Annotated in this window: 26 protein-coding genes and 1 pseudogene; 13 read left to right on the forward strand and 14 right to left on the reverse strand. The window is 68.5% G+C overall.

Annotation, left to right across the window (positions count from 1 at the left end; genetic code table 11):
* The first annotated feature begins 23 nt into the window (after window positions 1–23).
* Window positions 24–632: a thioredoxin family protein gene (locus O5M90_RS20795; RefSeq protein WP_269838379.1), complete on the forward strand. Its 609-nt coding sequence runs from the start codon at window positions 24–26 to the stop codon at window positions 630–632.
* Here the strand turns inward: O5M90_RS20795 and O5M90_RS20800 are convergent, their stop codons facing one another.
* The 3 genes from O5M90_RS20800 to O5M90_RS20810 all read right to left on the reverse strand — a co-directional run bounded on the left by O5M90_RS20800 (window position 633) and on the right by O5M90_RS20810 (window position 3,280).
* Window positions 633–1,244, reverse strand: coding sequence for a ProQ/FinO family protein (locus O5M90_RS20800; RefSeq protein ID WP_269838223.1), 612 nt, complete (start codon window positions 1,242–1,244; stop codon window positions 633–635).
* Window positions 1,245–1,340: 96 nt separating this feature from the next.
* Window positions 1,341–2,984 carry a diguanylate cyclase gene (locus O5M90_RS20805; protein ID WP_269838222.1) on the reverse strand — a complete coding sequence of 548 codons (1,644 nt, stop codon included), beginning with the start codon at window positions 2,982–2,984 and terminating at the stop codon, window positions 1,341–1,343.
* Window positions 2,985–3,064: 80 nt separating this feature from the next.
* Window positions 3,065–3,280, reverse strand: coding sequence for a hypothetical protein (locus O5M90_RS20810; protein ID WP_137944707.1), 216 nt, complete (start codon window positions 3,278–3,280; stop codon window positions 3,065–3,067).
* A 216-nt stretch (window positions 3,281–3,496) separates the two neighbouring features.
* On the opposite strand from O5M90_RS20810, the gene O5M90_RS20815 reads away from it, so the two are divergent.
* Window positions 3,497–4,060, forward strand: coding sequence for a thymidine kinase (locus O5M90_RS20815; RefSeq protein ID WP_262971552.1), 564 nt, complete (start codon window positions 3,497–3,499; stop codon window positions 4,058–4,060).
* 9 nt (window positions 4,061–4,069) lie between these two features.
* Here the strand turns inward: O5M90_RS20815 and O5M90_RS20820 are convergent, their stop codons facing one another.
* Entirely contained in the window at window positions 4,070–4,306 is a 237-nt protein-coding gene (locus tag O5M90_RS20820; protein WP_102766008.1) for a hypothetical protein, read from the reverse strand.
* Window positions 4,307–4,482: 176 nt separating this feature from the next.
* Here O5M90_RS20820 and O5M90_RS20825 point away from each other — a divergent pair, with 176 nt between their 5' ends.
* A complete protein-coding gene (locus O5M90_RS20825; protein WP_262971551.1) occupies window positions 4,483–5,598 on the forward strand; it encodes a hypothetical protein in 1,116 nt (371 codons plus the stop codon).
* On the opposite strand, the gene O5M90_RS20830 is transcribed toward O5M90_RS20825, so the two are convergent.
* Complete coding sequence (locus O5M90_RS20830) at window positions 5,585–6,343, reverse strand: enoyl-CoA hydratase/isomerase family protein (protein WP_269838221.1); 759 nt, start codon at window positions 6,341–6,343, stop codon at window positions 5,585–5,587. The genes O5M90_RS20825 and O5M90_RS20830 overlap by 14 nt on opposite strands.
* Window positions 6,344–6,641: 298 nt before the next feature.
* On the opposite strand from O5M90_RS20830, the gene O5M90_RS20835 reads away from it, so the two are divergent.
* Genes O5M90_RS20835 through O5M90_RS20845 form a run of 3 tightly spaced genes read left to right on the forward strand, consistent with a single transcriptional unit; the run spans window position 6,642 to window position 10,213 of the window.
* Complete coding sequence (locus O5M90_RS20835; RefSeq protein WP_137944703.1) at window positions 6,642–7,679, forward strand: branched-chain amino acid ABC transporter permease; 1,038 nt, start codon at window positions 6,642–6,644, stop codon at window positions 7,677–7,679.
* A gap of 19 nt (window positions 7,680–7,698) precedes the next feature.
* Window positions 7,699–9,477 (forward strand): branched-chain amino acid ABC transporter ATP-binding protein/permease, encoded by a 1,779-nt coding sequence (locus O5M90_RS20840; RefSeq protein WP_137944702.1) that lies wholly within the window; start codon window positions 7,699–7,701, stop codon window positions 9,475–9,477.
* A 1-nt stretch (window position 9,478) separates the two neighbouring features.
* Entirely contained in the window at window positions 9,479–10,213 is a 735-nt protein-coding gene (locus O5M90_RS20845) for an ABC transporter ATP-binding protein (RefSeq protein ID WP_269838220.1), read from the forward strand.
* A 494-nt stretch (window positions 10,214–10,707) separates the two neighbouring features.
* On the opposite strand, the gene O5M90_RS20850 is transcribed toward O5M90_RS20845, so the two are convergent.
* The gene (locus tag O5M90_RS20850; RefSeq protein WP_262971548.1) at window positions 10,708–11,376 is read right to left on the reverse strand and encodes a Pr6Pr family membrane protein; all 669 of its coding nucleotides are present in this window, start codon (window positions 11,374–11,376) and stop codon (window positions 10,708–10,710) included.
* Between the two features lie 129 nt (window positions 11,377–11,505).
* Here O5M90_RS20850 and O5M90_RS20855 point away from each other — a divergent pair, with 129 nt between their 5' ends.
* The 3 genes from O5M90_RS20855 to O5M90_RS20865 all read left to right on the forward strand — a co-directional run bounded on the left by O5M90_RS20855 (window position 11,506) and on the right by O5M90_RS20865 (window position 13,203).
* Complete coding sequence (locus tag O5M90_RS20855) at window positions 11,506–12,138, forward strand: glutathione S-transferase family protein (protein WP_262972383.1); 633 nt, start codon at window positions 11,506–11,508, stop codon at window positions 12,136–12,138.
* Window positions 12,139–12,191: 53 nt separating this feature from the next.
* Window positions 12,192–12,710 (forward strand): hypothetical protein, encoded by a 519-nt coding sequence (locus O5M90_RS20860; RefSeq protein ID WP_269838219.1) that lies wholly within the window; start codon window positions 12,192–12,194, stop codon window positions 12,708–12,710.
* Between the two features lie 136 nt (window positions 12,711–12,846).
* Complete coding sequence (locus O5M90_RS20865; protein WP_137944695.1) at window positions 12,847–13,203, forward strand: hypothetical protein; 357 nt, start codon at window positions 12,847–12,849, stop codon at window positions 13,201–13,203.
* Here the strand turns inward: O5M90_RS20865 and O5M90_RS20870 are convergent.
* From O5M90_RS20870 to O5M90_RS20905, 8 genes and pseudogenes are all read right to left on the reverse strand, one after another.
* A complete protein-coding gene (locus O5M90_RS20870) occupies window positions 13,167–13,625 on the reverse strand; it encodes a VOC family protein (protein WP_440402521.1) in 459 nt (152 codons plus the stop codon). The two genes, O5M90_RS20865 and O5M90_RS20870, sit on opposite strands and share 37 nt — an antisense overlap.
* An 18-nt stretch (window positions 13,626–13,643) precedes the next feature.
* A pseudogene (locus O5M90_RS20875) lies at window positions 13,644–14,057 on the reverse strand (YciI family protein); the annotation flags it as partial.
* Between the two features lie 131 nt (window positions 14,058–14,188).
* Window positions 14,189–15,670 carry a glycine betaine ABC transporter substrate-binding protein gene (locus O5M90_RS20880; protein ID WP_262971546.1) on the reverse strand — a complete coding sequence of 494 codons (1,482 nt, stop codon included), beginning with the start codon at window positions 15,668–15,670 and terminating at the stop codon, window positions 14,189–14,191.
* A gap of 31 nt (window positions 15,671–15,701) precedes the next feature.
* Window positions 15,702–16,946: an FAD-dependent oxidoreductase gene (locus O5M90_RS20885; protein ID WP_269838218.1), complete on the reverse strand. Its 1,245-nt coding sequence runs from the start codon at window positions 16,944–16,946 to the stop codon at window positions 15,702–15,704.
* Window positions 16,943–17,188: a (2Fe-2S)-binding protein gene (locus O5M90_RS20890; RefSeq protein WP_269838217.1), complete on the reverse strand. Its 246-nt coding sequence runs from the start codon at window positions 17,186–17,188 to the stop codon at window positions 16,943–16,945. Before O5M90_RS20890 ends, O5M90_RS20885 begins: the two co-directional genes overlap by 4 nt.
* The gene (locus O5M90_RS20895) at window positions 17,188–18,282 is read right to left on the reverse strand and encodes an NAD(P)/FAD-dependent oxidoreductase (RefSeq protein WP_262971544.1); all 1,095 of its coding nucleotides are present in this window, start codon (window positions 18,280–18,282) and stop codon (window positions 17,188–17,190) included. Before O5M90_RS20895 ends, O5M90_RS20890 begins: the two co-directional genes overlap by 1 nt.
* A 32-nt stretch (window positions 18,283–18,314) precedes the next feature.
* On the reverse strand, window positions 18,315–19,250 hold the full coding sequence (locus O5M90_RS20900) for a 4-hydroxyproline epimerase (RefSeq protein WP_262971543.1): 936 nt from the start codon (window positions 19,248–19,250) through the stop codon (window positions 18,315–18,317).
* Window positions 19,247–19,912, reverse strand: coding sequence for a GntR family transcriptional regulator (locus O5M90_RS20905; RefSeq protein WP_137944689.1), 666 nt, complete (start codon window positions 19,910–19,912; stop codon window positions 19,247–19,249). Before O5M90_RS20905 ends, O5M90_RS20900 begins: the two co-directional genes overlap by 4 nt.
* A 187-nt stretch (window positions 19,913–20,099) precedes the next feature.
* Here O5M90_RS20905 and yajC point away from each other — a divergent pair, with 187 nt between their 5' ends.
* The 4 genes from yajC to O5M90_RS20925 all read left to right on the forward strand — a co-directional run bounded on the left by yajC (window position 20,100) and on the right by O5M90_RS20925 (window position 25,844).
* Window positions 20,100–20,429 carry a preprotein translocase subunit YajC gene (yajC, locus tag O5M90_RS20910; RefSeq protein WP_137944688.1) on the forward strand — a complete coding sequence of 110 codons (330 nt, stop codon included), beginning with the start codon at window positions 20,100–20,102 and terminating at the stop codon, window positions 20,427–20,429.
* A 116-nt stretch (window positions 20,430–20,545) separates the two neighbouring features.
* Window positions 20,546–22,414: a protein translocase subunit SecD gene (gene secD, locus O5M90_RS20915; protein WP_137944687.1), complete on the forward strand. Its 1,869-nt coding sequence runs from the start codon at window positions 20,546–20,548 to the stop codon at window positions 22,412–22,414.
* An 11-nt stretch (window positions 22,415–22,425) separates the two neighbouring features.
* The gene (gene secF, locus O5M90_RS20920) at window positions 22,426–23,460 is read left to right on the forward strand and encodes a protein translocase subunit SecF (RefSeq protein WP_262971542.1); all 1,035 of its coding nucleotides are present in this window, start codon (window positions 22,426–22,428) and stop codon (window positions 23,458–23,460) included.
* A 38-nt stretch (window positions 23,461–23,498) separates the two neighbouring features.
* On the forward strand, window positions 23,499–25,844 hold the full coding sequence (locus O5M90_RS20925; RefSeq protein ID WP_269838216.1) for a DUF1631 family protein: 2,346 nt from the start codon (window positions 23,499–23,501) through the stop codon (window positions 25,842–25,844).
* Window positions 25,845–25,873: the final 29 nt, after the last annotated feature.

A 25,873-nucleotide genomic window follows, 5' to 3' on the forward strand; every position in this document is an offset into this window, starting at 1 on the left:
CCTTGATGGAGGTTTGCATGATGATGAAGATCTCGAGAAAGACCTGGATCGCCACTTTGCTGAGCGCTGCCTCGCTGGCCCAGGCCGCGGCCGTGGTCGGCCAGCCGGCGCCGGCCTTCAGCATCAGCGACAGCCAGGGCAAGACGGTCAGCCTGGCCGACTACAAGGGCAAGCATGTGGTGCTGGAATGGATCAACCCCGGCTGCCCCTTCGTCAAGAAGCATTACGACAGCGGCAATATGCCGGCCACGCAGAAGAGCGCGGCCGACAAGGGCGTGGTCTGGCTGGCGGTCAGCTCGACCGCCAAATCGGCCAGCGACTATCTGCCGCCGCCGCAGCTGGAGGCCTGGCTGACGAGCAAGCAGGCGGCGCCCAAGGCCACCTTGATGGATGACGACGGCAAGCTGGGCCGTGCCTACGGTGCCCGCACGACACCGCATATGTACGTCATCGATCCGGCCGGCACCCTGGTCTACGCCGGCGCGATCGACAGCAAGCCCACGGCCAACCCGGCCGATATCAAGACCGCGACCAACTACGTCAGCCAGGCCCTCGGCGAGACCCTGGCCGGCAAGCCAGTCAGCCGGCCGAACTCGACGGCCTACGGCTGCACGATCAAGTACGCCAGCTGATCAGGCCTTGTCGGCGCGCGGGCCGCGCGGACGCTCGCCACGCGGCGGCCCACGGCGGTCGCCGGGGCGTTGGTTCGGACGCTGATCCGGGCGTTGGCCGGGGCGAGCCTCGGGGCGACCCTCGGAACGATTGGCGCGCCGCGCCTGGTCTTCGATGGCCTCTTGCCTGGCGATCTCCAGCAGCCCGTCCAGCTCCTCGTCGGCCACGCCCTTGAGCGCGCAGAAGTTGGCGCGGGTCAGCGTGGTGATCTGGAAGTCGTGCAGCAGGCCGGCGCGGTTGCGGCGCTGCTGCAGCTCGAGCTCGCGGCGCTCCTCATTGAGGCTGCGGCGGCGCGCCAGCTCGGTGATGGCGGCCTCGCGGTGCTCGTCGGCCAGTTCGCCGGCCGGTTGGCCGTCGAGGTCGAAGCGGTGCGTGGCCTTGCTCAGCGCGATCAGATAGGCGGTGCCGCCGGTATAGCGGCGCAGAAAGGCCGACAGCAGCTGCTTGCTGAACTGGCCCGGCGCGCGCTCCTGGATGTCGGCCTGGATGCGCAGCTTCAGCGGCTTGACCGGACCGTCGAACAGCGCCGGGAACTGGGTCTTCAGCGCCTGGGCGCAGGCGGCCGGGGACATGGTGCCGGCTTCGGCGGGCTGAGGTGACGGGGTGGACGACATAGAGCGGTCAGCAATCAACAGGAAAGGGCTGGATTGTGCCTGCTGCGCGGCCGCTCAGGCGCAAACGCGGTTGCGACCACTTTGCTTGGCCTGGTAGAGCAGGGTGTCGGCCTGCTTCATGCCGGCGCTCCACTGCGGATGCTGGGCGATATCGCAGACGCCCAGACTGGCCGTGACCGCCAGCCCGGGTGCGATCAGGGCCCAGTCATGGTTGGCGATGGCCTGGCGCAGACGCTCGCAGATCAGCACGGCATCGTCCAGGCCGACCCCGTCCAGCGCGATCAGGAATTCCTCGCCGCCATAGCGGGCGGCCAGGTCCTGGCTGCGGCAGTGCGCCTGCAACAGCCGGCTCAGCTGGCGCAGCACCTGATCGCCGATGCTGTGCGAGAAGGCATCGTTGACCCGCTTGAAATGGTCGAGGTCGATCAGGGCCACGCACAGCGCACTGCCGGCACGGCGCGCGGCTTCGTGGCGCAGGTTCAGATAGGCATCGAGGCGGCGCCGGTTCGCCAGGCCGGTCAGCGCGTCTTCCATCGCGTCGCGGCCCAGGGCCTCGGCCCGCTGCGTCAGCTCCTGATTGGCCTGCAGCAAGGCCTGGGCGTTCTGGCGCGCCGTCGCGGCCTCGGCCAGCGCGCGCTCGGTCTCCAGCCGCACCGACAGCACGCGGGCGCGCTGCTGAGCGCTGTCCAGCGCCATTTCGCCACGCAGCGCATGAAAGCGCTTGTAAAGCCGCAGCGCCTCGGCGAACTCCTGCTGCTGCTCGGCCATCGCCGAGGCCAGCTCGTACAAGCTCACCAGCTGATTCTTGGCGCCGGCCGCCTCGCCGATCTCCAGGCCCTCGGCGGCAAGCCGGCGCGCCAGCGTCAGCTCGCCGGCCTCGCGGTACATGCGCGCCAGATACTGGGCCCGCTGCACCTTGCCGGCCTGGTCCTTGCGCGCGGCCGCCAGCTGCTGCTGCAGCTCGAAGGCCTCGATGGCCTGCTGCTGCCGGCCCAGCAAGGCCAGCGCGGAGCCCTGGTTGCTGCGTATCACCACCTGCACATGCTGCATGCCGGCCGCGACGGCAATCTGCAAGGCCTGCTCATTGAGCACCAGCGAGCGTTCCAGCGCGGCCCGCGCGGCCTCGGTCTGCTGTTTGTTCAGCAGGGTCTCGCCATGCTCGAGCTCGCGCCCGGCCAGATTGGTGCGCGAAATCGCGCGCATGCGTGGCACGCCGCTGTGCTCGGCCAGGGCCATCGCGCGCTGATGCCACGCGATCGAGGCCTCGTCATTGCCCAGCTCGCCATAGACGATGCCCAGCTGGTTGTGGGCGTCGAACAGCAGCTCGCTATCGCCGCCCTGGGCCAGCGAGCGCATCGCCTCTTCGAGATCGACCAGGGCCTGGTTGTTGTCGCCGACGCTCCAGCTGACCCGTGCCGCCGCGATCCGGGCGCGCGCCTGCAGCTGCGCGTCGTCCAGGCCCTGGCTCAAGGTCAGCGCGCTGACGGCATGGGCGGCGGCGAGGTTGTGCTCACCCTGGCGCTGGGCTGCATGGGCCAGCCAGACATGGGCCTGCGCCTCGGCCGGCAGGTCGGCGGCGGCCGTAGCGTGGCTCAGCAGCTCCGCGGCCAGCTGACGGCATTGCTCCCAGTTCTCGGCCGTGTAGGCGGCCTGCGTCGAGCGCAGCAAGGCATACAGGGCAGGGTCCGGCGCGGCCATGGGCAAAAGAGTCGGCGAAGTGGACGCTGATGATAGGCGCCGCCGGCGCAGCGCCGGGGCGGCGCGGCCGTCAAAAAGTCTCAGGCCGTGTCATCTTTGGGTTTGACGCAGGCCGGTTTGCAGACCAGCTCGGTGCGGCCCAGCACACGCTTGGATTGCAGGCTGCTGGGCGGGCGGTGTTTGCCGCATTTGAAGCAGGAGCGTGTATGACCGCTGCCGAGGAAGGGCGAACCGCCCAGTTTGGACTCATAGCGCAGCCCGTTGTCGCTGACGCTGGTGTAGGTGTCTTTGCTCATCTGTGGTGGCCCGCTCCAAGCCGGCCAGGTCCATGGTGGATCCTGGCTTGATTACCTCTGACTTCTCACAACCCTCCAGCACATAGTAGGGCCCGGCGAGCCCGGCGGCTACCTCGCTTGCCCAGGGGTGATGTCATAAACCACCAATATCTGTGCGATTGGCGGCGGTGCCTGGGCGGATTTCGGGACAATCGGCGCTCCCAGAATGCGAGAGTCATGGCCAAACTGTTTTTCCGATATGCGGCGATGAACGCCGGCAAGTCCACCGCGCTGCTGCAGGTGGCGCACAACTACGAGGAGCGCGGCCACCGCGTGCGCATCTTCACCTCGCAGGTGGATGACCGCTACGGGCGGGGTTTCGTGACCTCGCGGCTGGGGCCGCAGCGCGCGGCCGAGCTGTTCGGCGCCGAGACCGACTTCCTGGCCGAGAACGCGGCGCAGCCGGGCGTGGCCTGTCTGCTGGTCGATGAGGCGCAGTTCCTCGCCAAGGCCCAGGTCTGGGCCCTGCACGAGTTGGCCCATGTCCACAATGTGCCGGTGATCTGCTACGGCTTGCGGACCGATTTCCGCGGCGAGCTGTTCAGCGGTTCGGCGGCGCTGCTGGCGCTGGCCGACGAGATGGACGAGATGAAGACGATTTGCGACTGCGGTCGCAAGGCGACGATGAATGCGCGGCTCGACGCCGAGAACCGCCGCATCACCGAGGGCGCGCAGGTCGAGATCGGCGGCAACGCCCGCTACCGGGCGGTCTGCGGGCGCTGCTTCCGGCTGACGGCGTGAGCGCGGGGCTCAGCCCTTGCTGAGTTGCTCGTCCAGTTCCTTGCAGCTGGGCGCGCAGACCGGCTGCGACTTGCCGAGGAGCTTCTTGGATTTCAGCATCGCCCGAGGGCGGTGCTTGCCGCACAGAAAGCACGACATGGTGGCCGCGCCGAAGGAGGAGGTCGCCGCAAACGGCGAGCCCGGTGCTTTAGAGCGGTAACGCAGACCATCTGCTTCGATGGTCGTTTTAGTACTGTCCTTGGCCACGCTGGTCCTGGGTAGTAAGAGAAAGGAATGCTCGCGACGGCGGGCGGCAAGCCGCTATTTTCGTCGATCTGGCCGTCACGCCCTGAGGGCGCTATTTTCCATCATGTGCGGGCCCTCCGGTGAAGAGTCGGGAAAGCACGGTATCGGCGCGGTGGCGGCTGCCTAGAATCGCGCCGATGGCCGCCCCCGACGATGCTCCCGCCACGACCACCGGCCCGACCGCCAGCGACTGCCTGGCCCAGGCCCAGCGCCATCTGTCCGAGGGGCGTTTGCGCGAGGCCCAGGCCCTGGGAGAGCGCGCCCAGCAGCTGACGCGGCGCAGCGCCGATCTGCGCGGCGAGGCCGCTGCGGTGCTGCTGATGGCCCAGGCCGAGCTGATGGGCTCGAATGTGCGCCAGGCCTGGCGCAGCAGCCGCAGTGCCGCCCAGCTGTTCCGGCGCGCCGCCGACGAGGCCGGCGAAGCCCGCGCGCTGGCGCTGAACGCCAATGCCTGCAGCACCCTGGGCCATGGCGAGGAGGCCTTGGAGGTGGCGCTGCGCAGCACCGCGCTGGCCGATCGCAGCGGCGATCTGCGCCTGCGCGTGCTCAGCCACAACTATCTGGCCGTCGCGCTGATGTGGAACGCCGATTTCGACGCGGCCGACGCCGCCTTCGAACGCACCTGTGCGCTCGCGGTGGGCCTGGGCGATGACCTCACCGCTCGCTGGCAGCCGCTGGGTAACCGCTGCACCAGCGAGCTGTTCCGACAGTTCGGCCGCCGCCATCTGCAGGGCGAGGCGATTTCGCTGGAGCGCTTGGAGCAGCTGCTGGAGCCGGCGCGTGCGCTCGGGCCGCTGCGCCAGGGCGCAATGCTCAACGGCGCATCGCCGGTGATCGCGATGCTGATCGCCGAGTGGCTGGAGGGTTTCGCGGCCTGCTGGTCGGGCCGGCTGGAGCCGGCACGGCGCCATCTGCAGCGCAGCTTCGAGCGGGTGCGCCAGCTGCGCTACTCGCCCTGGTTGCATGCCACCGTGATGTGGTTGCGCAGCGAGATCGCCTGGGCGGCCGGCCAGTGGGAGGAGGCCAGCCAGGCGGCCAACGAGATGATTGCAATCGCCACCCTGGTCGAGAGCGAGAGCCTGGCGGTGCGCGGCCATGAGCTGGCCGCCCAGGTCTATGCGGCCCAGGGCCTGCACCATCAGGCGGTCGATGAGCTGATGGCGCTGCGCCGGCGCGAGCAGGCGATCCGCGCCGAGAGCCTGGCGCACCGCAAGCAGGTCTTGCAGGAGTCGCTGCTCCTCAGCTCCCGCTGAAGCGGGGTGCGCGCTTGGCCTGCCAGGCGGCGACGCCCTCGGCCAGGTCGGCCGAGGCATTGGCGCGCTCGATATCGGCGCGCAGCGCGTCGGCGTCGAGGCGGCCCTCGGCGATCGCGTTCAGATGTTGCTTCATGCTCAGCAGGGCCAGCGGCGCCATGCCGAGCAGGCGTTCGCACAGCGCGGCGCTGGCGGCGCTCAGGGCCGCGCCGTCGTCCAGCAGCTCGTCGAGAAAGCCGCAGTCATGCATGGCCTGGGCATCCAGGGTCTGGCCGGCCAGCAACACGCGCTTGGCGACCTGCAGGCCCAGACGCGAGACATAGCGCTGCAAGCCGCCGCGATAGAAGTGCAGGCCCAGCCGCGCTGCCGGCACGAACATCTCGCTGCTGCGCACGCCCAGGCGGAAGTCGCAGGCCAGGGCCAGATCGGTGGCGCCGCCGTAGATGCCACCCTGGATCGCGGCAATGGTGATCGGGCGGGCGGCCTCCCAGTCATTGCTGAGCGCCTCGAACAGCGCACCGGCATCGACGCCGGGCACCGCAGCGATATTGAAGCCGCTGCAGAAGTGCCGGCCCTGGGCATCGAGCAGCAGCACGCGGATCGCCGGGTCGGCATTGATCTGGCGCAGCTGTTCGCGCAGGGTCTGCAGATCGATCAGCTCCAGCCGGTTGGCGACCTGGGGGCGGCGCAGCGTGATGCGGGCGAGGGGGCCATCGATCTTCAGCAGGGGGCTGTGGGCGGGCATGGTGAGGCTTTTCTGTTGCGGCTTCGGGAAGGCGCGAGTCTAGGGCGCTGATCGCCCGATGTCCCAGCATGGTGCTGGGGTAAGCACCAATCGCCCCGGCTTGGGGCCTTGTTTGCACGCGGTGCGGGCAGGACGCTGCCCACTTTTGACACAGTGGCCAGCAGGGTAAAAGTAATTTCGACCGACTGGTCGGACGAAAGTTTGCCATTTGTCAATGCGGCCTCGCACTAGGACTCCACTAGGGGTTTTTGTTTAGAGTGCGCCGAGACAGCCCAGCCCGGGCGCAGGTGGTGTGTTGATGGACTTCACGATTGCAAGCATCCTGATGCTGGACGGAGTGACCAACGGGGCGATCTACGCGCTCCTTGCCTTGGCCACGGTGCTGGTTTTTGCGGTCACCCGCATCATCTTCATCCCGCAGGGCGAGTTCGTCGCCTATGGCGCGCTGACGATGGCCGGTCTGCAGCTGGGCCACACGCCCGGCACGATCTGGTTCCTGCTGGCCATGGCGCTGGCGGTGGCGCTGCTGGACCTGGTGGCCGGCCTGCGCGCCGGCAAGCCGGCGGCCAGGCTGCTGCTGGCGGTGCTGCGCGCGGCGGCGCTGCCGGTGGCGATTGCGCTGTTCGCGCTCTGGGCCGCGCCGCAGAAGCTGGCGCTGGGCTGGCAGGCGCTGCTGACCCTGGCCATCGTGACGCCGATGGGCCCGCTGGTCTACCGCCTGGCCTACCAGTCGCTGGCCGATGCCTCGGTGCTGGTGCTGCTGATCGTCTCGGTGGGCGTGCACTTCGCGCTGACCGGCCTGGGCCTGGTGTTCTTCGGCCCCGAGGGCTCGACCAACCCGAGCTTCTGGGATGCCAGCTTCGAGCTGGGCCCGCTGACCTTGTCGGGCCAGACCCTGATCATCATCATGAGTGCGGCCTCGCTGATCGTGCTGCTGTGGCTGTTCTTCGAGCACAGCCTCTACGGCAAGGCCTTGCGGGCCACGGCGGTGAACCGCCTGGGTGCGCGGCTGATGGGCATCTCCAGCACCAGCGCCGGCCAGCTGTCCTTTCTGATGGCGGCCTTCATCGGCGCGCTGTCTGGCCTCTTGATCAGCACGACGACGACGATCAACTACGACAGCGGCTTCCTGATCGGCTTGAAGGGCTTTGTTGCGGCGGTGTTCGCCGGCCTGGCCAGCTATCCGGCCGCGGCGGTCGGCGCGCTGCTGGTGGGCCTGCTGGAATCGTTCAGCTCCTTCTGGGCCAGCGCCTTCAAGGAGGTGATCGTGTTCACCTCCATCCTGCCGGTGCTGCTGTGGCGCTCGCTGCGCGATCCGCACAAAGACGAAGAATGAAGAAGAAGTGAGCCCCACGATGCAAGCGCGCAAACTCCTCCCGCTGGCGGGCCTGGCCCTGCTGATCGTCCTGCCCCTGCTGCCGGTGCCCGAGTACTGGATCACGCAGATGAACTACATCGGCCTGTTCGCGCTGGTGGCGCTGGGCCTGGTGCTGCTGACCGGGGTGGGCGGGCTGACCTCCTTCGGCCAGGCGGCCTTTGTCGGCCTGGGCGCCTACACGACGGCGGTGCTGAGCACCGTCTACGCCACTTCGCCCTGGCTGGCCCTGCTCGTGGCCCTGGGCGTCACGGTCGTCGTGGCCCTGGTGCTGGCCCTGCTGACCCTGCGCATGTCGGGCCACTACCTGCCGCTGGCGACGATTGCCTGGGCGCTGAGCCTGAACTACCTGATGGGCAATATGGAGTTCCTCGGCAAGTACGACGGCATCCAGGGCCTGCCGGCGCTGGAGCTGTTCGGCTGGAGCCTGCGCGAGGGCCGGGCGATCTATTTCCTGATCTGGGCCTTCGCCATCCTGGCCGCGCTGGCGGTGCGTAATCTGCTGGATTCGCGGCCCGGCCGCGCGATCCGCGCGCTCAATGGCGCGACGACGATGGCCGAGGCCATGGGCGTCTCGACCTTTCGCTACAAGGTCCAGATCTTCGTGATCGCGGCGCTGCTGGCCGCCGTCTCGGGCTGGCTGTTCGCGCATTTCCAGCGCACCGTGAACCCCAGCCCCTTCGCGCTGAAGATGGGCATCGAGTATTTGTTCATGGCCGTGGTCGGCGGGGTCGGCACGGTCTGGGGTGCTTTCATCGGCGCCGGCATCGTCAAGATCATCGAGGACCAGCTGAAGGAAGTGCTGCCGGCCCTGCTGGGCAGCAGCGGCAACTTCGAGATCATCGTGCTGGGCGTGGTGCTGGTGCTGATGCTGAAGTACGCGCCCAAGGGCTTGTGGCCCTATGTGACCGGCTTTGCCACGCGCTGGCTGCCGGCCGCCGAGCGCGAGCGTGACTGGGCCGACGCCGCCCCGCTGGCCGCACGGCCCAAGCCGCAGGCGGGCGAGCTGCTGCTCGATGTCGACAAGGTGCGCAAGCAGTTCGGCGGCCTGGTCGCCGTCAACGATGTGAGCTTCCAGATACGGGCCGGAGAGATCGTCGGCCTGATCGGCCCGAACGGTGCCGGCAAGTCCACCACCTTCAATCTAATCACCGGCGTGCTGTCGCTGACCAGCGGCGGCGTGAGCTTCCGGGGCCAGGCCATCGGCGGCCAGGCCTCGCGCGAGATCGCGCGGCGCGGCATGTCGCGCACCTTCCAGCACGTCAAGATGATTGCCGACATGACGGTGCTGGAGAACGTCGCGCTGGGCGGCTATCTGCGCAGCAGCAGTGGCGCGGCGCGCGCGATGCTGCGTCTGGACCGCGACGAGGAGCGCCGCCTGTTCAAGGAGGCCGAGGCGCAGCTGAGCCGCATCGGCATGGCCGGCCAGATGCACGAGCTGGCCGGCAATCTGGCGCTGGGCCCGCAGCGCCTGATGGAGATCGCCCGCGCGCTGTGCACCGACCCGGCTTTGCTGCTGCTCGACGAGCCGGCCGCCGGCCTGCGCCACAAGGAGAAGCAGGCGCTGGGCGAGGTGCTGCGCCAGCTCAAGCGCGAGGGCATGAGCATCCTGCTGGTGGAGCACGATATGGAGTTCGTGATGGGGCTGACCGATCGCATCGTCGTGATGGAGTTCGGCACCAAGCTGATCGAGGGCACCCCCGACGAGGTGCAGGCCAGCCCCGCAGTGCGCGCGGCGTATCTGGGAACGGAGCATTGAGATGGCCAACGATTTGCTGAACATCACCAACCTGCACGCCGGCTACGGCCGCGCCGAGGTGCTGAGCGGGCTGAACCTGCGCCTGCCCCAGGGTTCGGTCGTCACCGTGATCGGCCCCAACGGCGCCGGCAAGAGCACCACGCTGAACGCGCTGATGGGCGTGCTGCCCGCCAAGGGTCAGGTCTTGTTCGACGGCGAGGACATCTCGACGCTGGGCCTGGAGGAGCGGGTCATGAAGGGCCTGGCCCTGGTGCCCGAGAAGCGCGAGCTGTTCACGACGATGAGCGTCGAGGACAATCTGGTGCTGGGCGGCTTCCGCCCGATGCGCCTGGGTCAGCGGGATTGGCGCGAGGGCCTGGAGAAGGTGTTCGAACTGTTCCCGCGCCTGAAGGAGCGCCGCGAGCAACTGGCCGGCACGCTGTCGGGCGGCGAACGCCAGATGCTGGCCGTCGGCCGCGCGCTGATGGCCCAACCCAAGGTGCTGATGCTGGACGAGCCCAGCCTGGGCCTGGCCCCGCTGATCGTCAAGGAGATCTTCCGCATCGTCGCGCGCCTGCGCGACACCGGCGTCTCCATCCTCTTGATCGAGCAGAACGCCCGCGCCGCGCTGGAAGTGGCCGACTACGGCTACGTGCTGGAAACCGGCGAGATCGGGCTCGAAGGCCCGGCCGCCGAACTGGCGCGCGATCCGCGGGTCATTGAGACCTATCTGGGGGCGGCGAAGAAGGTGGGGTGAGGCGGTTGCCGGATAAGCTTGGAGAAACTTGGAGGCAAGACTTGACCCCGGAGTAGTCTGGGCTGGGGAGTTTCTTTCATCTTCAGTCTGTACATGAAAGCATGGGTCACGAACTTGAGCTCGCAAGTCCCGAATCGGCAACTCAACGCATCGATTTCCAGGCTTGCTCTACTGGCATGCTTGTCCGTAGCGCTTCCAGCGGCTTGGTACATTGCTTCTAGAGCGTGGTTTGAATCTGGGAGTGGCTTCTGGTATTCCGTCTTCTGGCCGGAATCTGTCTGGGTCTTTGCGTGGCCTGCGGCCTCAGTTGCCGTGGCCTGGTGGTTCATCGGTCCCTGGCCAAGGCTCTCTGCGATAGGTTTGGTCAGTCTGTTTCTCGCCGTCTTTGGTGGCATGTTCGTAGGCTTTTTCCTGGGGCTCGCCTTTACTTGCTCATACATGAACAAATGCATGTAGTGCATCCCTCCTCAAAACCTACCCCCTGAACTTTCAGCTCAAGCATCGCCACGCCGCCGCCAACCCGCCACGGCCCGCAAGACCAGATGAGCCACCACAAAGCTCACCGCGATACCCAGCGCGTAGGCGCTCACGGCCAGTCCGCCACCGGCCTGATCGGGTCGCAGGAAGGGGTAGGGGTACCAGCCGGTGGCCGAGCCGCGCAGCATCACATAGCTCAGATAGAGGGCCGGGAACAGCAGGGTCAGACCCAGCGATCTCGCGCTGACCGCCAGGCCGTGGTCGGCGGTCGGTGGCCGCAGCCACCAGTCCAGCAGCAGTGCGCAAGGCATCAATGTGTGCAGCACGAAGTTGATCCAGGGCCGCAATGCGCCCAGATCCACATCGCGCAGCAGCACCGCGAACACCAAGCCCACCACCAGCATATTGGCGATGGAGCGGGCACGCAGCCCTTGCCAGCCCGGCCGTGTCGCCAGGCGGCCACCGTTCAGCAACTCGTCCAGCGCCAGCACCAGCAGCACGCTGGCCGCCAGCAGATTGGACAGATTGGTGAAGTAGCTGAAGAAGTTGACCAGGTCCATGCCCAGGCTCAGGCCTATTCGCAACTGCCAGGCGATGGCGCCCAGCGTGAGCAGCGCCAGGCCCAGGCGCAGCAGCCCCAGCGGTTTCGACGGGCTGATGTCGGGCTTGCGGCTTTGGGCTTGCATCGGCGGCTCCGGACATGGTCACTGGATGGATAGGCTCGGCGAGATGGTAGCGGGCGTGTCCCCATTGCTGCGCTTGGCAAGCGCGAAGGCCGCCTAAACTGAGCGTCCTGTGTTTGCTGGAGACGCATGATGGAATTGATCGGCATGCTGGACTCGCCCTATGTGCGGCGGGTCGCCATTTCGCTGCAGTTGCTGGGCCTGCCGTTCACGCATCGCTCGATCTCGGTGTTTCGCGGCTTCGCGGAATTCAGCGCCATCAATCCGGTGGTCAAGGCGCCCAGCCTGGTCTGCGATGACGGCACGGTGCTGATGGATTCCGGCCTGATCCTCGACTACGCCGAAGCCATGGCCGCTCCGGGGCTCAGCCTGATGCCCGCCGAGCTGGCCGCGCGCCGCCATGCGCTGCGCCTGATCGGCCTGGCGCTGGCGGGCTGCGAGAAGACCGTGCAGATCGTCTACGAGCGTGCGTTGCGCCCGAGCGAGAAGCAGCACGCACCCTGGGTCGAGCGCATCCAGGCTCAGGCGCGGGCCGCCTATGGCGCGCTGGAGGCCGAGCTGGCCCGCCAGCCGCTGCCCGCACCCGCCTCGGCGATGGATCAAGCCGGGCTGACCACGGCCGTGGTCTGGCACTTCACCCGCGAGCTGGTGCCCGAGCTGGCGCCAGCGGCGGACTTCCCCTTGCTGACGGCCTATTCGGCGGCGGCCGAACGGCTGCCCGCGTTCATCGCGGCGCCGCACAGTGACGCGACCTATCAGGGTTGAGGGGCCTCGCCCCGGCTGCGCTGACCGGTCGGCAGCAGTCAAACCTAAAACCCATGCCCATCGCCATCCTCGGTAACTCCGGCTCCGGCAAGTCCACGCTGGCTGCGGCGCTGGCCGCCGCTGGCGGTATGCCCTGCCTTGATCTGGACACCGTAGCCTGGGAGCCTGGGCAGATCGCGGTGCCGCGCCCGGAAGCGCTGGCGCGCGCCGAGGTCCGTGCCTTCTGTCGCGGCCATCCGAACTGGCTGGTCGAGGGCTGCTACACGACGCTGATCGAGGCGGCGCTGGAGTTCAGGCCCAGGCTTGTCTTCCTGAACCCGGGCCTGGAGGCCTGCCTGGCCAACTGCCGCGCGCGGCCGTGGGAGCCGCACAAGTACGCATCGCGGCAGGAGCAGGATGCCAAGCTTGGGTTTCTGCTGTCCTGGGTTGCCGACTACTACGCGCGCAGCGGCCCGCTGTCGCTTGCCACCCATGAGCGCTGCTTCGAGGCCTATGCCGGCCCAAAGCATGAGCTTCGCTCCTCGCCGACACTCGACCCGCTGGACCCTGAGTTGGCGGCGTGGGTGCGCTGACCGATTGAATTCGCCCAGTGAGCGTTGAGCTCGCCTTCAAGCCAGCACTCCGCCCCATCTTGAAAAACGTCGCCGCGCTGCCATCTGAGCCTTGTCAGGGCGACGACTCGCCGCCCAGCCCTACGAGGTCCCATCCATGGCCATCGCCACAAGCCGTATCGAGAACCTGATCGCGATGACGCAGCTGCTGGAGCGCGTCGACGCCAACCCCGCCCTGGTCGGCGCCGCGCAGTACCGCAAGCTGGTGCAGACCGTGCAGGCGCTGATAGACGCCGACGATCTGCCGGGCGACGCGCTGCTGGCAGTGCTGCGCGCCAGCCCGGCGGCGGCCCAGCTGTACGAGAACCTGCATTACGAGCGCTCGGGCCTGTCGCAGTCGCCGCTGGAGCTGGCGATAGCCTCGGAGCTGAGTGCCCGCCGGCTGCTGAGCCGGCTGCAACAAAACAGCCGCGACGCTCAGCAGGGCTTGGTGCCACCCTCGAACATGGCCTGAGCCCGCTGCCGGACCTGCTCCGGCGTCGGATCCTCGATGTGGGTGGAGATCATCCACTGGTGGCCGAAGGGGTCGGTGATGCTGCCGCTGCGGTCGCCCCAGAACTGGTCGGCCACCGGCATGACCAGGGTGGCGCCGGCCGCCAGCGCCCGTGCCACCGCCGCATCGACATCGGGCACATAGGCCACCACGCTGCTGCCGGTGCCGCCCACCGACAGGGGGCTCAGCGCCTGGTACTCGGGCCGCTCCTCGGTCAGCATGAAGCGGGCCGGGCCGACGCTCAGCTCGGCATGCATGGGCTTGCCGTCCGGCGCATCGAGCCGGAACACCACGCTGGCACCGAGCACCTGCTGGTAGAAGCCAATCGCGTCGGCCGCGCCGCGTATCACCAGATAGGGAATCGCGCCGCGCGATTCGGGCACCGGCTCGATCTTGGGCGCGGCCAGCTCGGCGCGCAGCCGGTCTTCCTGCGCGCGCAGCTCCGGCGTGTACTCGGCGCCGAAATCCTCGGCCTCGAAGATCTGGCGCAGCTCGATCTCGCTGTTCTCGCCCATCGGCGTGGGGCAGCGCTTGGCCCATTCGATGGCTTCCTCGCGCGACTTGACCTGCCAGATCCAGAAGCCGGCGACCAGCTCCTCGGTCTCGGCGAACGGCCCGTCGATCACCGAGCGCTCTGTGCCCGAGAAGCGCACCCGCGCGCCCTTGCTGCTGGGGTGCAGACCCTCGCCGGACAGCAGCACGCCGGCCTTGACCAGCGCTTCGTTGAAATTGCCCATTTCGGTCAGCAGCTGCTCGCTGGGCATCTGGCCGGCTTCGCTGTTCTTGTCGGCCTTGATCAAAACCATGAATCGCATCTCGTCTCTCCTTGAGGTGGTGGTTGGCTACATTCCCACGACGAGGCAAGGCTAGACAATTCGACATGCCGTCCCAAAAGTTTTTTGAACAAGGCAGACCGGGGTGGACGACACCGACCTTGCGGTAGGCGCTAGCTGCGGCGCATGCGCCGGGCCGCCAGACCGAACAGCGCCTCAAACAGTAGGGCCAGCGCGGCCGAGGGCAGGGCGCCGGCCAGCAGCAGGTCCTTGTCGTTCAGCGCCAGGCCGGTGACGATGCGCTCGCCATAGCCGCCGGCGCCGATGAAGGCGGCAATCGTCGCGGTGCCGACCGCGATGCTGGTGGCGGTGCGCACACCGGCCACCAGGGTCGGCAGCGCCAGCGGCAGCTCGATCAGGCGCAGGCGCTGCAGCGTGGTGAAGCCCAAGGCGGTGCCGGCCAGGCGCAGGCCTTGCGGCACCTCGGCCAGCCCCACGCAGGTGTTGCGCATGATGGGCAGCAGCGCATATAGCGTCAGCGCCAGCAGGGCAGGCAGCGCGCCGATGCGGTCGACCCAGGAGATCAGCACTGCCAGCAGGGCCAGCGAGGGGATGGTCTGCAGCAGCCCGCTGGCGCCCAGCACCAGGGCGCGCGGCCCCGCATGCGGCGCCACCGCGATCGCCAGCGGCACGCCGATCAGCACCGCCAGCGCGACCGAGGCCAGCACCAGGGCCAGGTGTTGCCCGGTCAGCCGGGCCAGGTCGGGGCCGAAGAGCTTGGCCCAAAAGCCCGCGGCTTTGACCGCGTCGCTCGCGCCGCCGGCTAGGTGCTGGCGGGCAATCGCCTCGAAGCCCTGGCCCTGCAACTCGGCCTTGGCATTCAGCGCGATCATGGTCTTCTCATTGATGCCGCCGGCCAGGCGCTGCAGCGCGGCCCAGGCGGCCGGGAAGCGCTGCGGCACATCGAGCCGGTACAGCAGCAGCGCGTCGTAGCGCGGGAAGTAGCCGGCGTCGTCGGCCAGCACGGTCAGGCCGAGGTGGGTTATCTTGGCGTCGGTCGTGTAGATGTCGATCACATCGATCTGGCCGGCCGTCACCGCGTCATAGGCCAGGCCATGGTCCAGGCCGCTGGGTTGTTGTGCCAGGCCATAGCGCTGCGCCAGGCCGCGCCAGCCGTCGGCGCGGCCGATGAACTCATTGCTCAGGCCCAGGCGCAAGCTCGGGTGGCGGGACAGATCGGACAGTGTGGCGATGCCCAGGCGGCGCGCGGTCTCGGCCTTCATCGCAAGCGCATAGCCGTTGTTGAAGCCCAGCGGCACGGCCACGCCCAGGCCCAGCGGCTTGAGCTGCGCATTCATCGCCGCCAGCGAGGCCGAGGGTTGCGCGTTCTTCAGGATCTCCTGGTCTATCGTGCCGACATACTCGGGATAGAGATCGATGCTACCGGCGCGCAGTGCGGCATAGACGATGGCAGTGTTGCCCAGGCCCGGCTTGAGCTCGACGCTCGCATGCGGCCGGGCCGTCTGGGCCAGCACTTCGGCCAGGATGTAAGCCTCGGTGAAGCGCTTGGAGCCTATGCGCAGCGGCTCCTGGGCCGAGGCCGCGAAGCCGAGGAGAAATAGCAACAGGGCGAGCAGCGCGCGGGGTCCGGTCATGCGGCCAGCATCGGCGATGCCGGGAGCAGGGTCAAGTCTTGTCCGGCAGGAATAGCGCGATCGGCGCCGGCTGCAGCGGCGCGCGCTGGCCGCGTGCGTCCCAGCCCATCAGCTGCTGGGTGATAGGACCGCAGACGCGGCCCTGGCAGGCCCCCATGCCGCAACGGGTCTGCAGCTTGGCATCGCGCCAGCCGCGCTGCGCCTTCAGCGCACCGAAGGACACATCCTCGCAGCGGCAGACCAGGGTCTTGGCCTCGGCCAGCTGCAGCAGCTCGGGCCGCAAGGCAAAGCTGCTGGCCAGGCGACGTGCGAAGCGCTGGGCCTGGCGGTGGGCGGCCTGCAGCGGCTGTCCGTCCTGGCCCAGCATCTGCAGCGCCGCCAGTTCGCCCTCGACCAGGGCCTTGTCGGCCCCGCCGATGCCGGTGCATTCGCCGGCCGCCCAGACCTGCGGCAGCGAAGTCCGCAGCTGTGCATCGACCGCGATGGCGCCGTCCTCGACGCGGCCGCCCAGCAGCTCGGCCAGCTCGGTATTGGGCAGCAGGCCGAAGCCGACACCCAAGGCGTCGCAGGCCAGCTGCTGCTCGCTGTGGCCATCGCTGATCACGACGGCTTCGAGCTTGTCGTTGCCGATCGCGCGCCGCACCCAGTGGCCGCTGCGGTAGCGGCCGCGCAGCCGCCAGCCCAGGCCGGCGGCCTGGCCCAGCCGGGCGGCGTCCAGGCCGGCGGCAAAGCCCAGCAGCGCGGCGCGCGAGGCCTGCTCGGCGACCAGCAGCAGATCGGCACCGGCCGCGCGGGCCGTGTCGGCGGCGGCCAGCAGCAGCGGGCCCGAACCGGCCAGCACCAGGCGCCGGCCGGCGATCGGCCAACCGTTCTTGATCAGCGCCTGCAGGCCGCCGGCCCCATGCACGCCGGGCAGTGTCCAGCCGGGGAAGGGCAGAAAACGCTCGCGGGCGCCCAGCGCCAGCAGCAGCTGTGGCGCGCGCAGCCACAACCCGCGCTGCGCCAGCGTGTCGTGCAGCAGCAGGCGCTGCGGGCCATCGGCGTCGACCACCGCATGGCCGGCCAGCCGCTGCAGCAGCGGGCTGGCCTCAGCCTCATCCAGCGCACGAGCCCAGCGCGGCGGCAGGCCGGCGCGCCAGATCTGGCCGCCGGGCCGGGCGCCCTGATCGACCCAGGCCACGCGCCGGCCGGCCGCGATCAGGCGGCAGACGGCGGCGATGCCGGCCGGGCCGGCGCCCACGACGGTGATATCGGCGTCCAGCGTCCTGTTCATCATGTCGTTGCGATCACCATGCCGGCGCTGGCCGGGCTCATGCAGGCCAGCCGGTCGGTGACGCCGTCTATCGTGACCCGGCATTCCTGGCATTGCCCCATGCCACAGAAGGCGGCGCGCGGCTGGCCGCTGACCGAGTGGCGCGTGGCGCTCAGGCCGGCATGGGCCAGCGCGGCCGCCACGCTACAGCCGGCCTGCACCGCATGGGGCTGGCCATTGATCTGCAAGACGATCTTGTTACTCATCACAGCAGGCGCGCCGGCGCAAAGGGCGCGGCGTTCAACAGGGTGGACTGGCCCAGGCTCAGCTGGGCCAGCAGCTCGGCCGTGGCCAGCGAGGTCGTGATGCCCAGGCCCTCATGGCCGCAGGCCAGCCAGACCCGCGGGTGTTCGGGGTGGGCGCCGATCAGCGGCTGTCCATCGCGGCTGGCCGGGCGCAGGCCGGTCCAGCAGCGCAGCAGGCTCAGCGCGGCCAGCTCGGGCAGATAGTCGCAGGCCAGGGCCAGCATCGCTTCGAGCATGGCGCGATCCAGCGCCGCATCGCTGCGGCCGATCTGGCGCGAGGAGCCGATCAAGAGCTGGCCGTCGGGGCGCGGCTGCACATTAAAGGACACCGTGTCCTGGTCGGCCAGATGGGCCTTCTTGATATAGCCGAGCTCGACCAGCTGGTGAGCGACGCGCGGCGTACTGCGTTGCGTGATCGCCAGCTGGCCCTTCTTGGGCAGCAGCCAGCCCGGCGGCAGCCAGCGCTGGCTGGCCAGGCCGGCCGTCAGCACGATGAGGCCGCCCCAGAGCCGCCGGCCGTCGGCCAGGCTCAGGCTTTGGCCGTCCAGTCCGATGACCTCGCCGCTGATCAGCTCACAGCCCTGCAGCCAGTGGGCTGCGACCTTGGGCGGGTAGACGCGGCCGTCGCCCGGCACGCGCAGCGCGCCGGCCAGGCCGGGGCGCAGCATAGGCTCCAGCCGCGCCAGCGTGGCGCCGTCTATCAGCTCGGCCGCGATGCCGCGTGCCGCGTACCAGGCCTGCTTGCGCCCGGCCAGTGCCAGCTCCTGATCGTCGGCGGCCAGCCACAGCGTGCCGCAGTGTCCATGCTCGACCTGGGCGGCATGGCCGGCGCTCTCGTCCAGCCAGTCCTGCCACAGCCGCATCGAACGCTGGCTCAGCGCGAACTCGGGATCGTTGCCGCCGGCCTCGTCGTCGACCACCAGCAGATGGCCCATCGAGGCCGCTGTCGCACCACCACCGACCGCGCCGGACTCGATCACGGCCACGCTGAGCCCCTGGCGCGCAAACTCGCGCGCGCAGGCCGCGCCGACGATGCCGGCGCCGACGATCAGCACATCGGCCCGACGGGTGCTGGCGACGGCGGCCTTCAGGCGATGCCCCAGGCGAAGGGGTCGCCGCCCTGGAACACCAGGCTGGCATCCAGGTTCACATGGGCGCGGCCATGGATGGTGGGCAGGACCTGGCCCGGCTCACCGCTCTGGTAGCTGGCGGCAAACACGCTGCCGATCACGCTCTCCTGCTGCCAGAGCGCGCCGGGCGCCAGCTTGCCGTCGGCCGCCAGGCAGGCGATCTTGGCGCTGGTGCCGGTGCCGCAGGGGCTGCGGTCGTAGGCCTTGCCGGGGCACAGCACGAAGTTGCGGCCGTTGTGGGCCGGGTCGGCTGGCGGGCCCAGCAGCTCGATATGGTCGATCTCGGCGCCACCGGCGCCGCTGACGCCCTGGCGCGGCAACTCCTGGCGCAGCGCCCAGGCGAAGTCGGTCAGCGCCTCGACCGAGGCCAGCTCCAGGCTCAGGCCATGGTCTTCGCACAGAAAGAACCAGTTGCCGCCCCAGGCGACATCGCCGTGCACGGTCTTGCCGGCGATGCGCACGGCCACCCGCTTGGCATGGCGCCAGGCCGGCACATTGGCGATGCTGACGCTGCCGTCTTGATGCAGTCGCGCCGTGATCCGGCCCACCGGGGTCTCGATCCGGTGCTCGCCGGGCTGGATGCGGCCCAGCCAGGCCAGGGTCGCGACCAGGCCGATGCTGCCGTGGCCGCACATGCCCAGATAGCCGACGTTGTTGAAGAAGATCACGCCGGCCGTGCTGTCGCTCAGCTCGGGCTCGCACAGTAGTGCGCCTACCATCACGTCCGAGCCGCGCGGCTCCATCACGACGGCGCGGCGCCAGGCATCGTGCTCGCTGCGAAAGCGCTGCAGCCGTTCGGCCATGCTGCCGCGGCCGAGATCGGGGCCGCCGCTGACGATCAGCCGGGTCGGTTCGCCACCGGTGTGGGAGTCAACAATGCGAGTCGTGCTCATTCGATCACCGCCTGGGCAAACTGGCGCAGATAGTCCATCAAGGCGTCGCTGGCCTGTGCGGCCTGCTCGCCGTCGCCGCCCGCAATGGCCTGGGCCAGCAGCAGATGGCGGCGTGCGCCCTCCTTGATATCTCCCTGGTGCTGGTAGGCATACCAGAAGCGCCGGCACTGGATCACCATGGGCACGACGGCGGCTACCGCGAAGGGGTTGCGGCAGGCCGCGTGGTTGACCCGGTCCAGCGCCTGATCGGCATCCATATAGGCGGCCAGATCGTCGTCCTCGCCGGCCTTGACCATGCTGCGGGCACAGGCCAGCAGGTCCTCGCGCTGGGCCGGTGTGGCGCGCCGGGCCGAGGTCGCGGCGATCAGGCGCTCCAGCACCCGGCGCGCCTCGACCAGGTCCAGATGCTCGGCCAGCCAGATATCGCTGACCCGCAGGCCGCGCCGCGGCAGCTGCACGATCAGGCCGTTGGAGACCAGGCGCATCAGCGCCTCGCGGGTGGGCGTGCGGCCCAGGCCGGTGCGCTCGATCAGCTCGGCCTCGACGATAGGGGCGCCGGGCTTGAGCACCAGGGTGGCGATCATCGATTCGAGCGCGTCATAGGCCTGGTCGGCCACGCGGCGTTTATGGTCTTGCTCGGGAGCGTCGTTGCTGTCGGTCATGGCGCCATCATCGCAGGCCGCTAGGCTCTGGCCAGCAGGGTTTGCATTTAATATATTTGTAGAATATTTTTTGAATTCCGGCTTGTCAACCCCATCTCGCCTGCGGTGGGTGGCCGCCCCGGGTGGCCGCATACAATCCGCAGTTCTTCCGTCCGCCAAGGGCGGCTTTCACCAAAGGGATTCCGACGTGTTTATTTCCAACGCTTTTGCCCAAGCCGCCCCGGCCGCTGCCGCCGGTAGCACCGAGTCCAGCTTGCTGAGCATGCTGCCGCTGGTGCTGATGTTTGTGGTGCTGTACTTCGTGATGATTCGCCCGCAGATGAAGCGTCAGAAGGAGCACAAGGCCATGATCGAGGCCCTGGCCAAGGGCGATGAGATCGTCACCTCGGGCGGTCTGCTGGGCAAGGTGTCCAAGCTCGGCGACAGCTTCGTGACCCTGGAAGTGGCCACCGGCGTCGAGCTGCAGATCCAGCGCGGCGCGGTCGTCCAGGTGCTGCCCAAGGGCACCGTCAAGTAATCCTGCTGCCAGGGGCGCGGCGCCGTCGGCGCAGGCCCCCAACCCATAGCCCGGCGCCATGATGGTGCCGGGTTCGCTTCAGGCGCTGACGCTGACTCGGCCTGAGAGGACGCACCATGAATCGTTATCCGCTGTGGAAGTACGCGATCCTTGTGATCGCGATGCTGATCGGCTTCATCTACACGCTGCCGAATTTCTTCGGCGAGGTGCCGGCCGTCCAGGTCTCCAGCGCCAAGGTCACCGTCAAGCTCGATGCCTCGATGGAGTCGCGGGTCGAGCAGGCGCTGAGCGCCGCCGGGATCAAGGCCGACTTCGTCGAGTTCGAGGGCAATTCGGTCAAGGCCCGCTTTGACAGCACCGATACGCAGCTGAAGGCCAAGGACGCGATCAGCAAGGCGCTGAACCCGGATGCGAATGACCCGAGCTATATCGTCGCGCTGAACCTGCTGTCGCGCTCGCCGCGCTGGCTGTCCAATCTGCATGCCTTCCCGATGTATCTGGGCCTGGATCTGCGCGGCGGCGTGCACTTCCTGATGCAGGTCGACATGAAGGCGGCGCTGACCAAGAAGGCCGAGTCGCTGACCGGCGACGTGCGCACCCTGCTGCGCGACAAGAACATCCGCCATGCCGGCATCAGCCGCGATGGCAATACCGTGGTGCTGGCCTTCCGCGATGCGGCGGCCATGACGGCGGCGCGTACCCTGCTGAGCGACCAGATCACCGATGTGCAATGGACCCCCGGCCAGAACGGCGACCAGCCGACGCTGACCGGCGCGCTGAAGCCGCAGGCCCTGGTGCAGGTGCAGGAAACCGCGCTGAAGCAGAACATCACCACCTTGCACAACCGCGTCAACGAGCTCGGCACCTCCGAGCCGGTGATCCAGCAGCAAGGGCTGGACCGCATCGTCGTGCAGCTGCCCGGCGTGCAGGACACGGCGCGCGCCAAGGACATCATCGGCCGCACCGCGACGCTGGAACTGCGCATGGTGGACGACAGCGCCGAGGCCCAGGCGGCCGTGGCCGGCAGCGGCCCGGTGCCCTTCGGCACCGAGCGCTATATCGACCGCGGTTTCGGCCCCATCATCGTCAAGCGTCAGGTGGTCATCACCGGCGACAACCTGGTCGACGCCCAGGCCGGTTTCGACGAGAACCAGCAGCCCGCCGTGCATCTGAACCTGGACGCCAAGGGCGCGCGGGTGATGAAGGACGTGACGCGCGAGAACATCGGCAAGCGCATGGCCATCCTGCTGTTCGAGAAGGGCAAGGGCGAGGTCGTGACCGCACCGGTGATCCGTGGCGAACTGGGTTCGCGCATGCAGATCTCGGGCGCGATGACCACGACCGAAGCCAGCGACACGGCCCTGCTGCTGCGCGCCGGCTCGCTGGCCGCGCCGATGGAGATCATCGAAGAGAAGACCATAGGCCCGACCCTGGGTGCCGAGAACATCGCCAAGGGCCTGGCCTCGGTGCTCTGGGGCTTTGTCGCGGTGGCCGTGTTCATGTGCATCTACTACGCACTGTTCGGCGTGTTCTCCTCGCTGGCCCTGGCTTTCAACCTGCTGCTGCTGATCGCGGTGCTGTCGATGCTGCAGGCCACGCTGAGCCTGCCGGGCATGGCCGCCATCGCGCTGGTGCTGGGCATGGCGATCGACTCCAACGTGCTGATCAATGAGCGGGTGCGCGAGGAGCTGCGCGCCGGCGCCGCGCCGCAGGCCGCCATCCATGCCGGCTACGAGCGCGCCTGGGCGACCATCTTCGACTCCAATGTGACGACCCTGATCGCCGGTATCGCGCTGCTGGCCTTCGGCTCCGGCCCGGTCAAGGGCTTCGCGGTGGTGCACTGCCTGGGCATCCTGACCTCGATGTTCTCGTCGGTGGTGTTCTCGCGCGGCCTGGTCAATCTCTGGTATGGCCGCCAGAAGAAGCTCAAGTCCGTCTCTATCGGTCAGATCTGGAAGCCCGAGGCCGACGCGCCCAAGGCCTGAGGAAACTAGTCATGGAACTGTTCCGCATCAAACGGGATATCCCGTTCATGAAGCACGCGTTGCTGCTCAACGCGATCTCCTTCATCACCTTCGCCCTCGCGGTGTTCTTCCTGGTCACCCGCGGCCTGCATTTCTCGATCGAGTTCACCGGCGGTTCGGTGGTCGAGGTCGAATATGCGCAGACGGCCAATCTGGAGAAGACCCGCCACACCGTCGAGGCCATGGGCTTCGGCGAGGTGCAGGTGCAGAACTTCGGCACCTCGCGCGATGTGATGATCCGCCTGCCGCTGCGCGGCGACGTCAAGCAGACCGAGCAGGTCGGCCTGGTGTTCGACGCCTTGTGCAAGGCCGAGAGCGGCACCGTCTCGCAGCGTGACATCGTCACCGACAAGGGCGAGTCGATCAGCAAGCAGGTCTGCCTGACCGCCGCGCAGGCCGAGCCGATCAAGCTTTCGCGCTCCGAGGTCGTCGGCCCGGCGGTGGGCGCCGAGCTGGCGCAGGACGCCGCGCTGGCGCTGACCTTCACCGTGGTCGGCATCATGATCTACCTGGCGCTGCGCTTCGAATGGAAGTTCGCGGTGGCCGGCATCATTGCCAATCTGCACGACGTCATCATCATCCTGGGCTTCTTCGCCTTCTTCCAGTGGGAGTTCTCGCTGACGGTGCTGGCGGCCCTGCTGGCGGTGCTGGGCTACTCGGTCAACGAGTCGGTGGTGATCTTCGACCGGGTGCGCGAGGTGTTCCGCAAGTTCCGCAAGCTGAACACCCACGAGGTCATCGACCACGCGATCACCAGCACCACCAGCCGCACCATCATCACCCACGGCTCGACGCAGCTGATGGTGCTGTCGATGCTGATCTTCGGCGGCCCCTCGCTGCACTATTTCGCGGTGGCGCTGACCATCGGCATCTGCTTCGGCATCTACTCCTCGGTCTTCGTGGCCGCAGCGATTGCGATGTGGCTGGGCATCAAGCGCGAAGACCTGGTCAAGACCCCGGTCAACAAGGAAGATCCTGACGATCCGAACGCCGGAGCGGTGGTGTAGAGTCATTTGCACCATCTGCCTGAATCCCTGACGCCTTCATGACCGACGCCGCCCGCAACAAAGCCTTGGCTTCGCAAGCGCGGCATGTCTATCTGGAGGCCCTGGTGCGCGGCCTCGCGCCGGTGGCCGGCGTGCTCAACGAGGCCGCCCAGCAGTTGCTGCTGCTGCCGGCCGAGTACGCGGTGATGGTGGCGCGCCGTGACGGCGTGGCCGCCTGGATGCGCCATGGCCCGGCCTGGCAGAGCGCCTTTGTCGCCGGCCTGCGCCACGCGGTCTCGCATGGCGTGGCCGAGGCCCGGCAGGCGATGGGGCGCGCCAGCCAGTCCGGTCCTCTCTCCCTGGTGGACGACGACACGATAGAGCGCGAGATCATCGGCTCGCGGCTGTCGCTGGCGATGATGGACAAGGCCTCGTGGGAGTTCACCGACCTGCGCACCCGCATGCATCAGCTGGAGCAGCTCGACGAGCTGCCGGCCCACGATTTGCTGCGCGCCCCGGTGGTGGCCGGCCTGGCGCTCGATGCCTGGTATCGCAGCGGGCTCAGCCCTTCGGAATGGCAGATGCTCAAGAGCACGCTGCATGCCGAGTTCTCGCTGCTGCTGGGCGAGGCCTATCACGAGACCAATCGCTGGCTGATTCAGCAGGGCGTGCTGCCCGAGGTCGATCTGCGGCCTTTCATCCGTCGTGCCGGCAACAGTGCTGCCACGGCCCACCGGCCGTCGACACGCCAGGAGCTCAGCGGCGGCCATGAGGAGACGCGCTATATGGCGCGCCAGGTCGCGCCGGTCGCCGCGCGCAGCCAGGCCAGCCGTGCGGCCGAGGAGGTGATGCAGCTCTTGCAGCGGGTGGTGGGCCGCCAGGTGCCGGGTTTTGCCGCCACGGTGTCGCCATCGGCCGGCTATCGGACCGTCTCGCCAGCGGGCGTCGCACCGTCGCGCCAGCCGGCGCCAGGCGCGGCGGGACGGCCCAGCCAGATGGGCAGCGCGTCGCCGCGCCTGGCGGCCGCGATCAATCATGCGCAGGAGGCCCTGCAGCGCCGCCCGGTCGCCGGCTCAGGCCCCGAGGCCGAGGCCCCGGCGCCGCAGCAGCTCGAAGAGATCAAGGCCCGCAACCAGGCTTTCAAGCAGGTACTCAAGCAGGCCGCCGACACGCCGGCCGAGCGCGCGACCATCGAGATCGTGGCCCTGCTGTTCCAGAGCATTCTGCAGGAGGAGCGCATCCCGGCCGCAGTGCGGGTCTGGTTTGCGCGGCTGCAGATGCCGGTGCTGCGGGTGGCGGTCAGCGAGCCCGATTTCTTTGCCGAGGCCGAGCATCCGGCGCGCGCGCTGATCGACCGCATGGGCTCCTGCGTGATGGGCTTCAACACCTCGGCCGGCAGCGGTGTCGGCGAGGCGCTGGAGCGCGAGATCAAGCGCATCGTCCAGGTCGTCGAGGCCTATCCGGATACCGGGCGGCGCGTGTTCCAGACCGTGCTGACCGAGTTCGAGAAGTTTCTGGACCACTATTTCGAGAACGAGAACCAGGCCTCGCGCAAGGGCGTGTCGCTGGCCCAGCAGGTCGAGCAGCGCGAGACGCTGGCGATCCAGTTCACGATCGAGCTGCGCAAGATGCTCAACGAGGTGCCGGTGCAGGACGGGGTGCGCGAGTTCCTGTTCCATGTCTGGGCCGATGTGCTGGCCGTCACAGCGGTGCGCAGCGGTGCCCAGTCGGACAACACCAAGGCGATGAAGCGGGCCGCCGCCGATCTGATCTGGTCGGCCAGCGCCAAGGTCTCGCGGGAAGAGCGCGCGGAAGTGATACGCCGGCTGCCGCCGCTGCTGAAGACCTTGCGCGACGGCATGGGCCATGCCGGCCTGCCGAGCGCCAAGCAGGACGAGCAGATCCGCGCGCTGAACAATTCGCTGGCGGCAGCCTTCACCGCCAAGACCGCCGCGATCCCGCGCGAGCGCCTGGACGAGTTGATGGACCAGCTGCAGGCGCTGGACGCGCTGCTGCCCGAGGCCGGCGGGCTGGAGATCAACGAATCGCTGGTGCGCGATCTGTCGGGCCACGAGACTGAGGACCTGGAAGTGGTGGCCGAGGGCGGCTCCAGCCCGACGCCGGCGATGCTGGCCTGGGCCAAGGAGCTGCAGGTCGGTGGCTGGTATATGTTGGACTACCGCGGCCGCAACGAGGCGGTGCAGCTGGCCTGGCGCGGCATGCGCCACCAGCTGACCTTGTTCGTGTCACCGAAGGGGCGCGGCGTGCTGTTCCAGCTGAGCCGGCTGGCAGCCTTCCTGCAAGCCGGCCTGCTGTTGCCGGCCCAGGATGAGGCGCTGACGGTCAAGGCCACGCGCAATGCGCTGGCCAAGCTGGATGTGGATCCGACGAGATTGCTGAGTTGATTGCGGGTCAGACCGCCCGCGCAAGGCGC

This window comes from Paucibacter sp. M5-1, from assembly GCF_027498415.2.
GTDB lineage: Bacteria > Pseudomonadota > Gammaproteobacteria > Burkholderiales > Burkholderiaceae_C > Roseateles_E.

Excerpts from the sequence above, each read along its gene's own strand:
- O5M90_RS20795 (WP_269838379.1), top strand. The coding sequence starts at position 24 with ATGAAGATCTCGAGAAAGACCTGGATCGCCACTTTGCTGAGCGCTGCC.
- O5M90_RS20800 (WP_269838223.1), bottom strand. The coding sequence starts at position 1,244 with ATGTCCCCGGCCGCCTGCGCCCAGGCGCTGAAGACCCAGTTCCCGGCG.
- O5M90_RS20805 (WP_269838222.1), bottom strand. The coding sequence starts at position 2,984 with ATGGCCGCGCCGGACCCTGCCCTGTATGCCTTGCTGCGCTCGACGCAG.
- O5M90_RS20810 (WP_137944707.1), bottom strand. The coding sequence starts at position 3,280 with ATGAGCAAAGACACCTACACCAGCGTCAGCGACAACGGGCTGCGCTAT.
- O5M90_RS20815 (WP_262971552.1), top strand. The coding sequence starts at position 3,497 with ATGGCCAAACTGTTTTTCCGATATGCGGCGATGAACGCCGGCAAGTCC.
- O5M90_RS20825 (WP_262971551.1), top strand. The coding sequence starts at position 4,483 with ATGGCCGCCCCCGACGATGCTCCCGCCACGACCACCGGCCCGACCGCC.
- O5M90_RS20830 (WP_269838221.1), bottom strand. The coding sequence starts at position 6,343 with ATGCCCGCCCACAGCCCCCTGCTGAAGATCGATGGCCCCCTCGCCCGC.
- O5M90_RS20835 (WP_137944703.1), top strand. The coding sequence starts at position 6,642 with ATGGACTTCACGATTGCAAGCATCCTGATGCTGGACGGAGTGACCAAC.
- O5M90_RS20840 (WP_137944702.1), top strand. The coding sequence starts at position 7,699 with ATGCAAGCGCGCAAACTCCTCCCGCTGGCGGGCCTGGCCCTGCTGATC.
- O5M90_RS20845 (WP_269838220.1), top strand. The coding sequence starts at position 9,479 with ATGGCCAACGATTTGCTGAACATCACCAACCTGCACGCCGGCTACGGC.
- O5M90_RS20850 (WP_262971548.1), bottom strand. The coding sequence starts at position 11,376 with ATGCAAGCCCAAAGCCGCAAGCCCGACATCAGCCCGTCGAAACCGCTG.
- O5M90_RS20855 (WP_262972383.1), top strand. The coding sequence starts at position 11,506 with ATGGAATTGATCGGCATGCTGGACTCGCCCTATGTGCGGCGGGTCGCC.
- O5M90_RS20860 (WP_269838219.1), top strand. The coding sequence starts at position 12,192 with ATGCCCATCGCCATCCTCGGTAACTCCGGCTCCGGCAAGTCCACGCTG.
- O5M90_RS20865 (WP_137944695.1), top strand. The coding sequence starts at position 12,847 with ATGGCCATCGCCACAAGCCGTATCGAGAACCTGATCGCGATGACGCAG.
- O5M90_RS20880 (WP_262971546.1), bottom strand. The coding sequence starts at position 15,670 with ATGACCGGACCCCGCGCGCTGCTCGCCCTGTTGCTATTTCTCCTCGGC.
- O5M90_RS20885 (WP_269838218.1), bottom strand. The coding sequence starts at position 16,946 with ATGATGAACAGGACGCTGGACGCCGATATCACCGTCGTGGGCGCCGGC.
- O5M90_RS20890 (WP_269838217.1), bottom strand. The coding sequence starts at position 17,188 with ATGAGTAACAAGATCGTCTTGCAGATCAATGGCCAGCCCCATGCGGTG.
- O5M90_RS20900 (WP_262971543.1), bottom strand. The coding sequence starts at position 19,250 with ATGAGCACGACTCGCATTGTTGACTCCCACACCGGTGGCGAACCGACC.
- O5M90_RS20905 (WP_137944689.1), bottom strand. The coding sequence starts at position 19,912 with ATGACCGACAGCAACGACGCTCCCGAGCAAGACCATAAACGCCGCGTG.
- secD (WP_137944687.1), top strand. The coding sequence starts at position 20,546 with ATGAATCGTTATCCGCTGTGGAAGTACGCGATCCTTGTGATCGCGATG.
- secF (WP_262971542.1), top strand. The coding sequence starts at position 22,426 with ATGGAACTGTTCCGCATCAAACGGGATATCCCGTTCATGAAGCACGCG.
- O5M90_RS20925 (WP_269838216.1), top strand. The coding sequence starts at position 23,499 with ATGACCGACGCCGCCCGCAACAAAGCCTTGGCTTCGCAAGCGCGGCAT.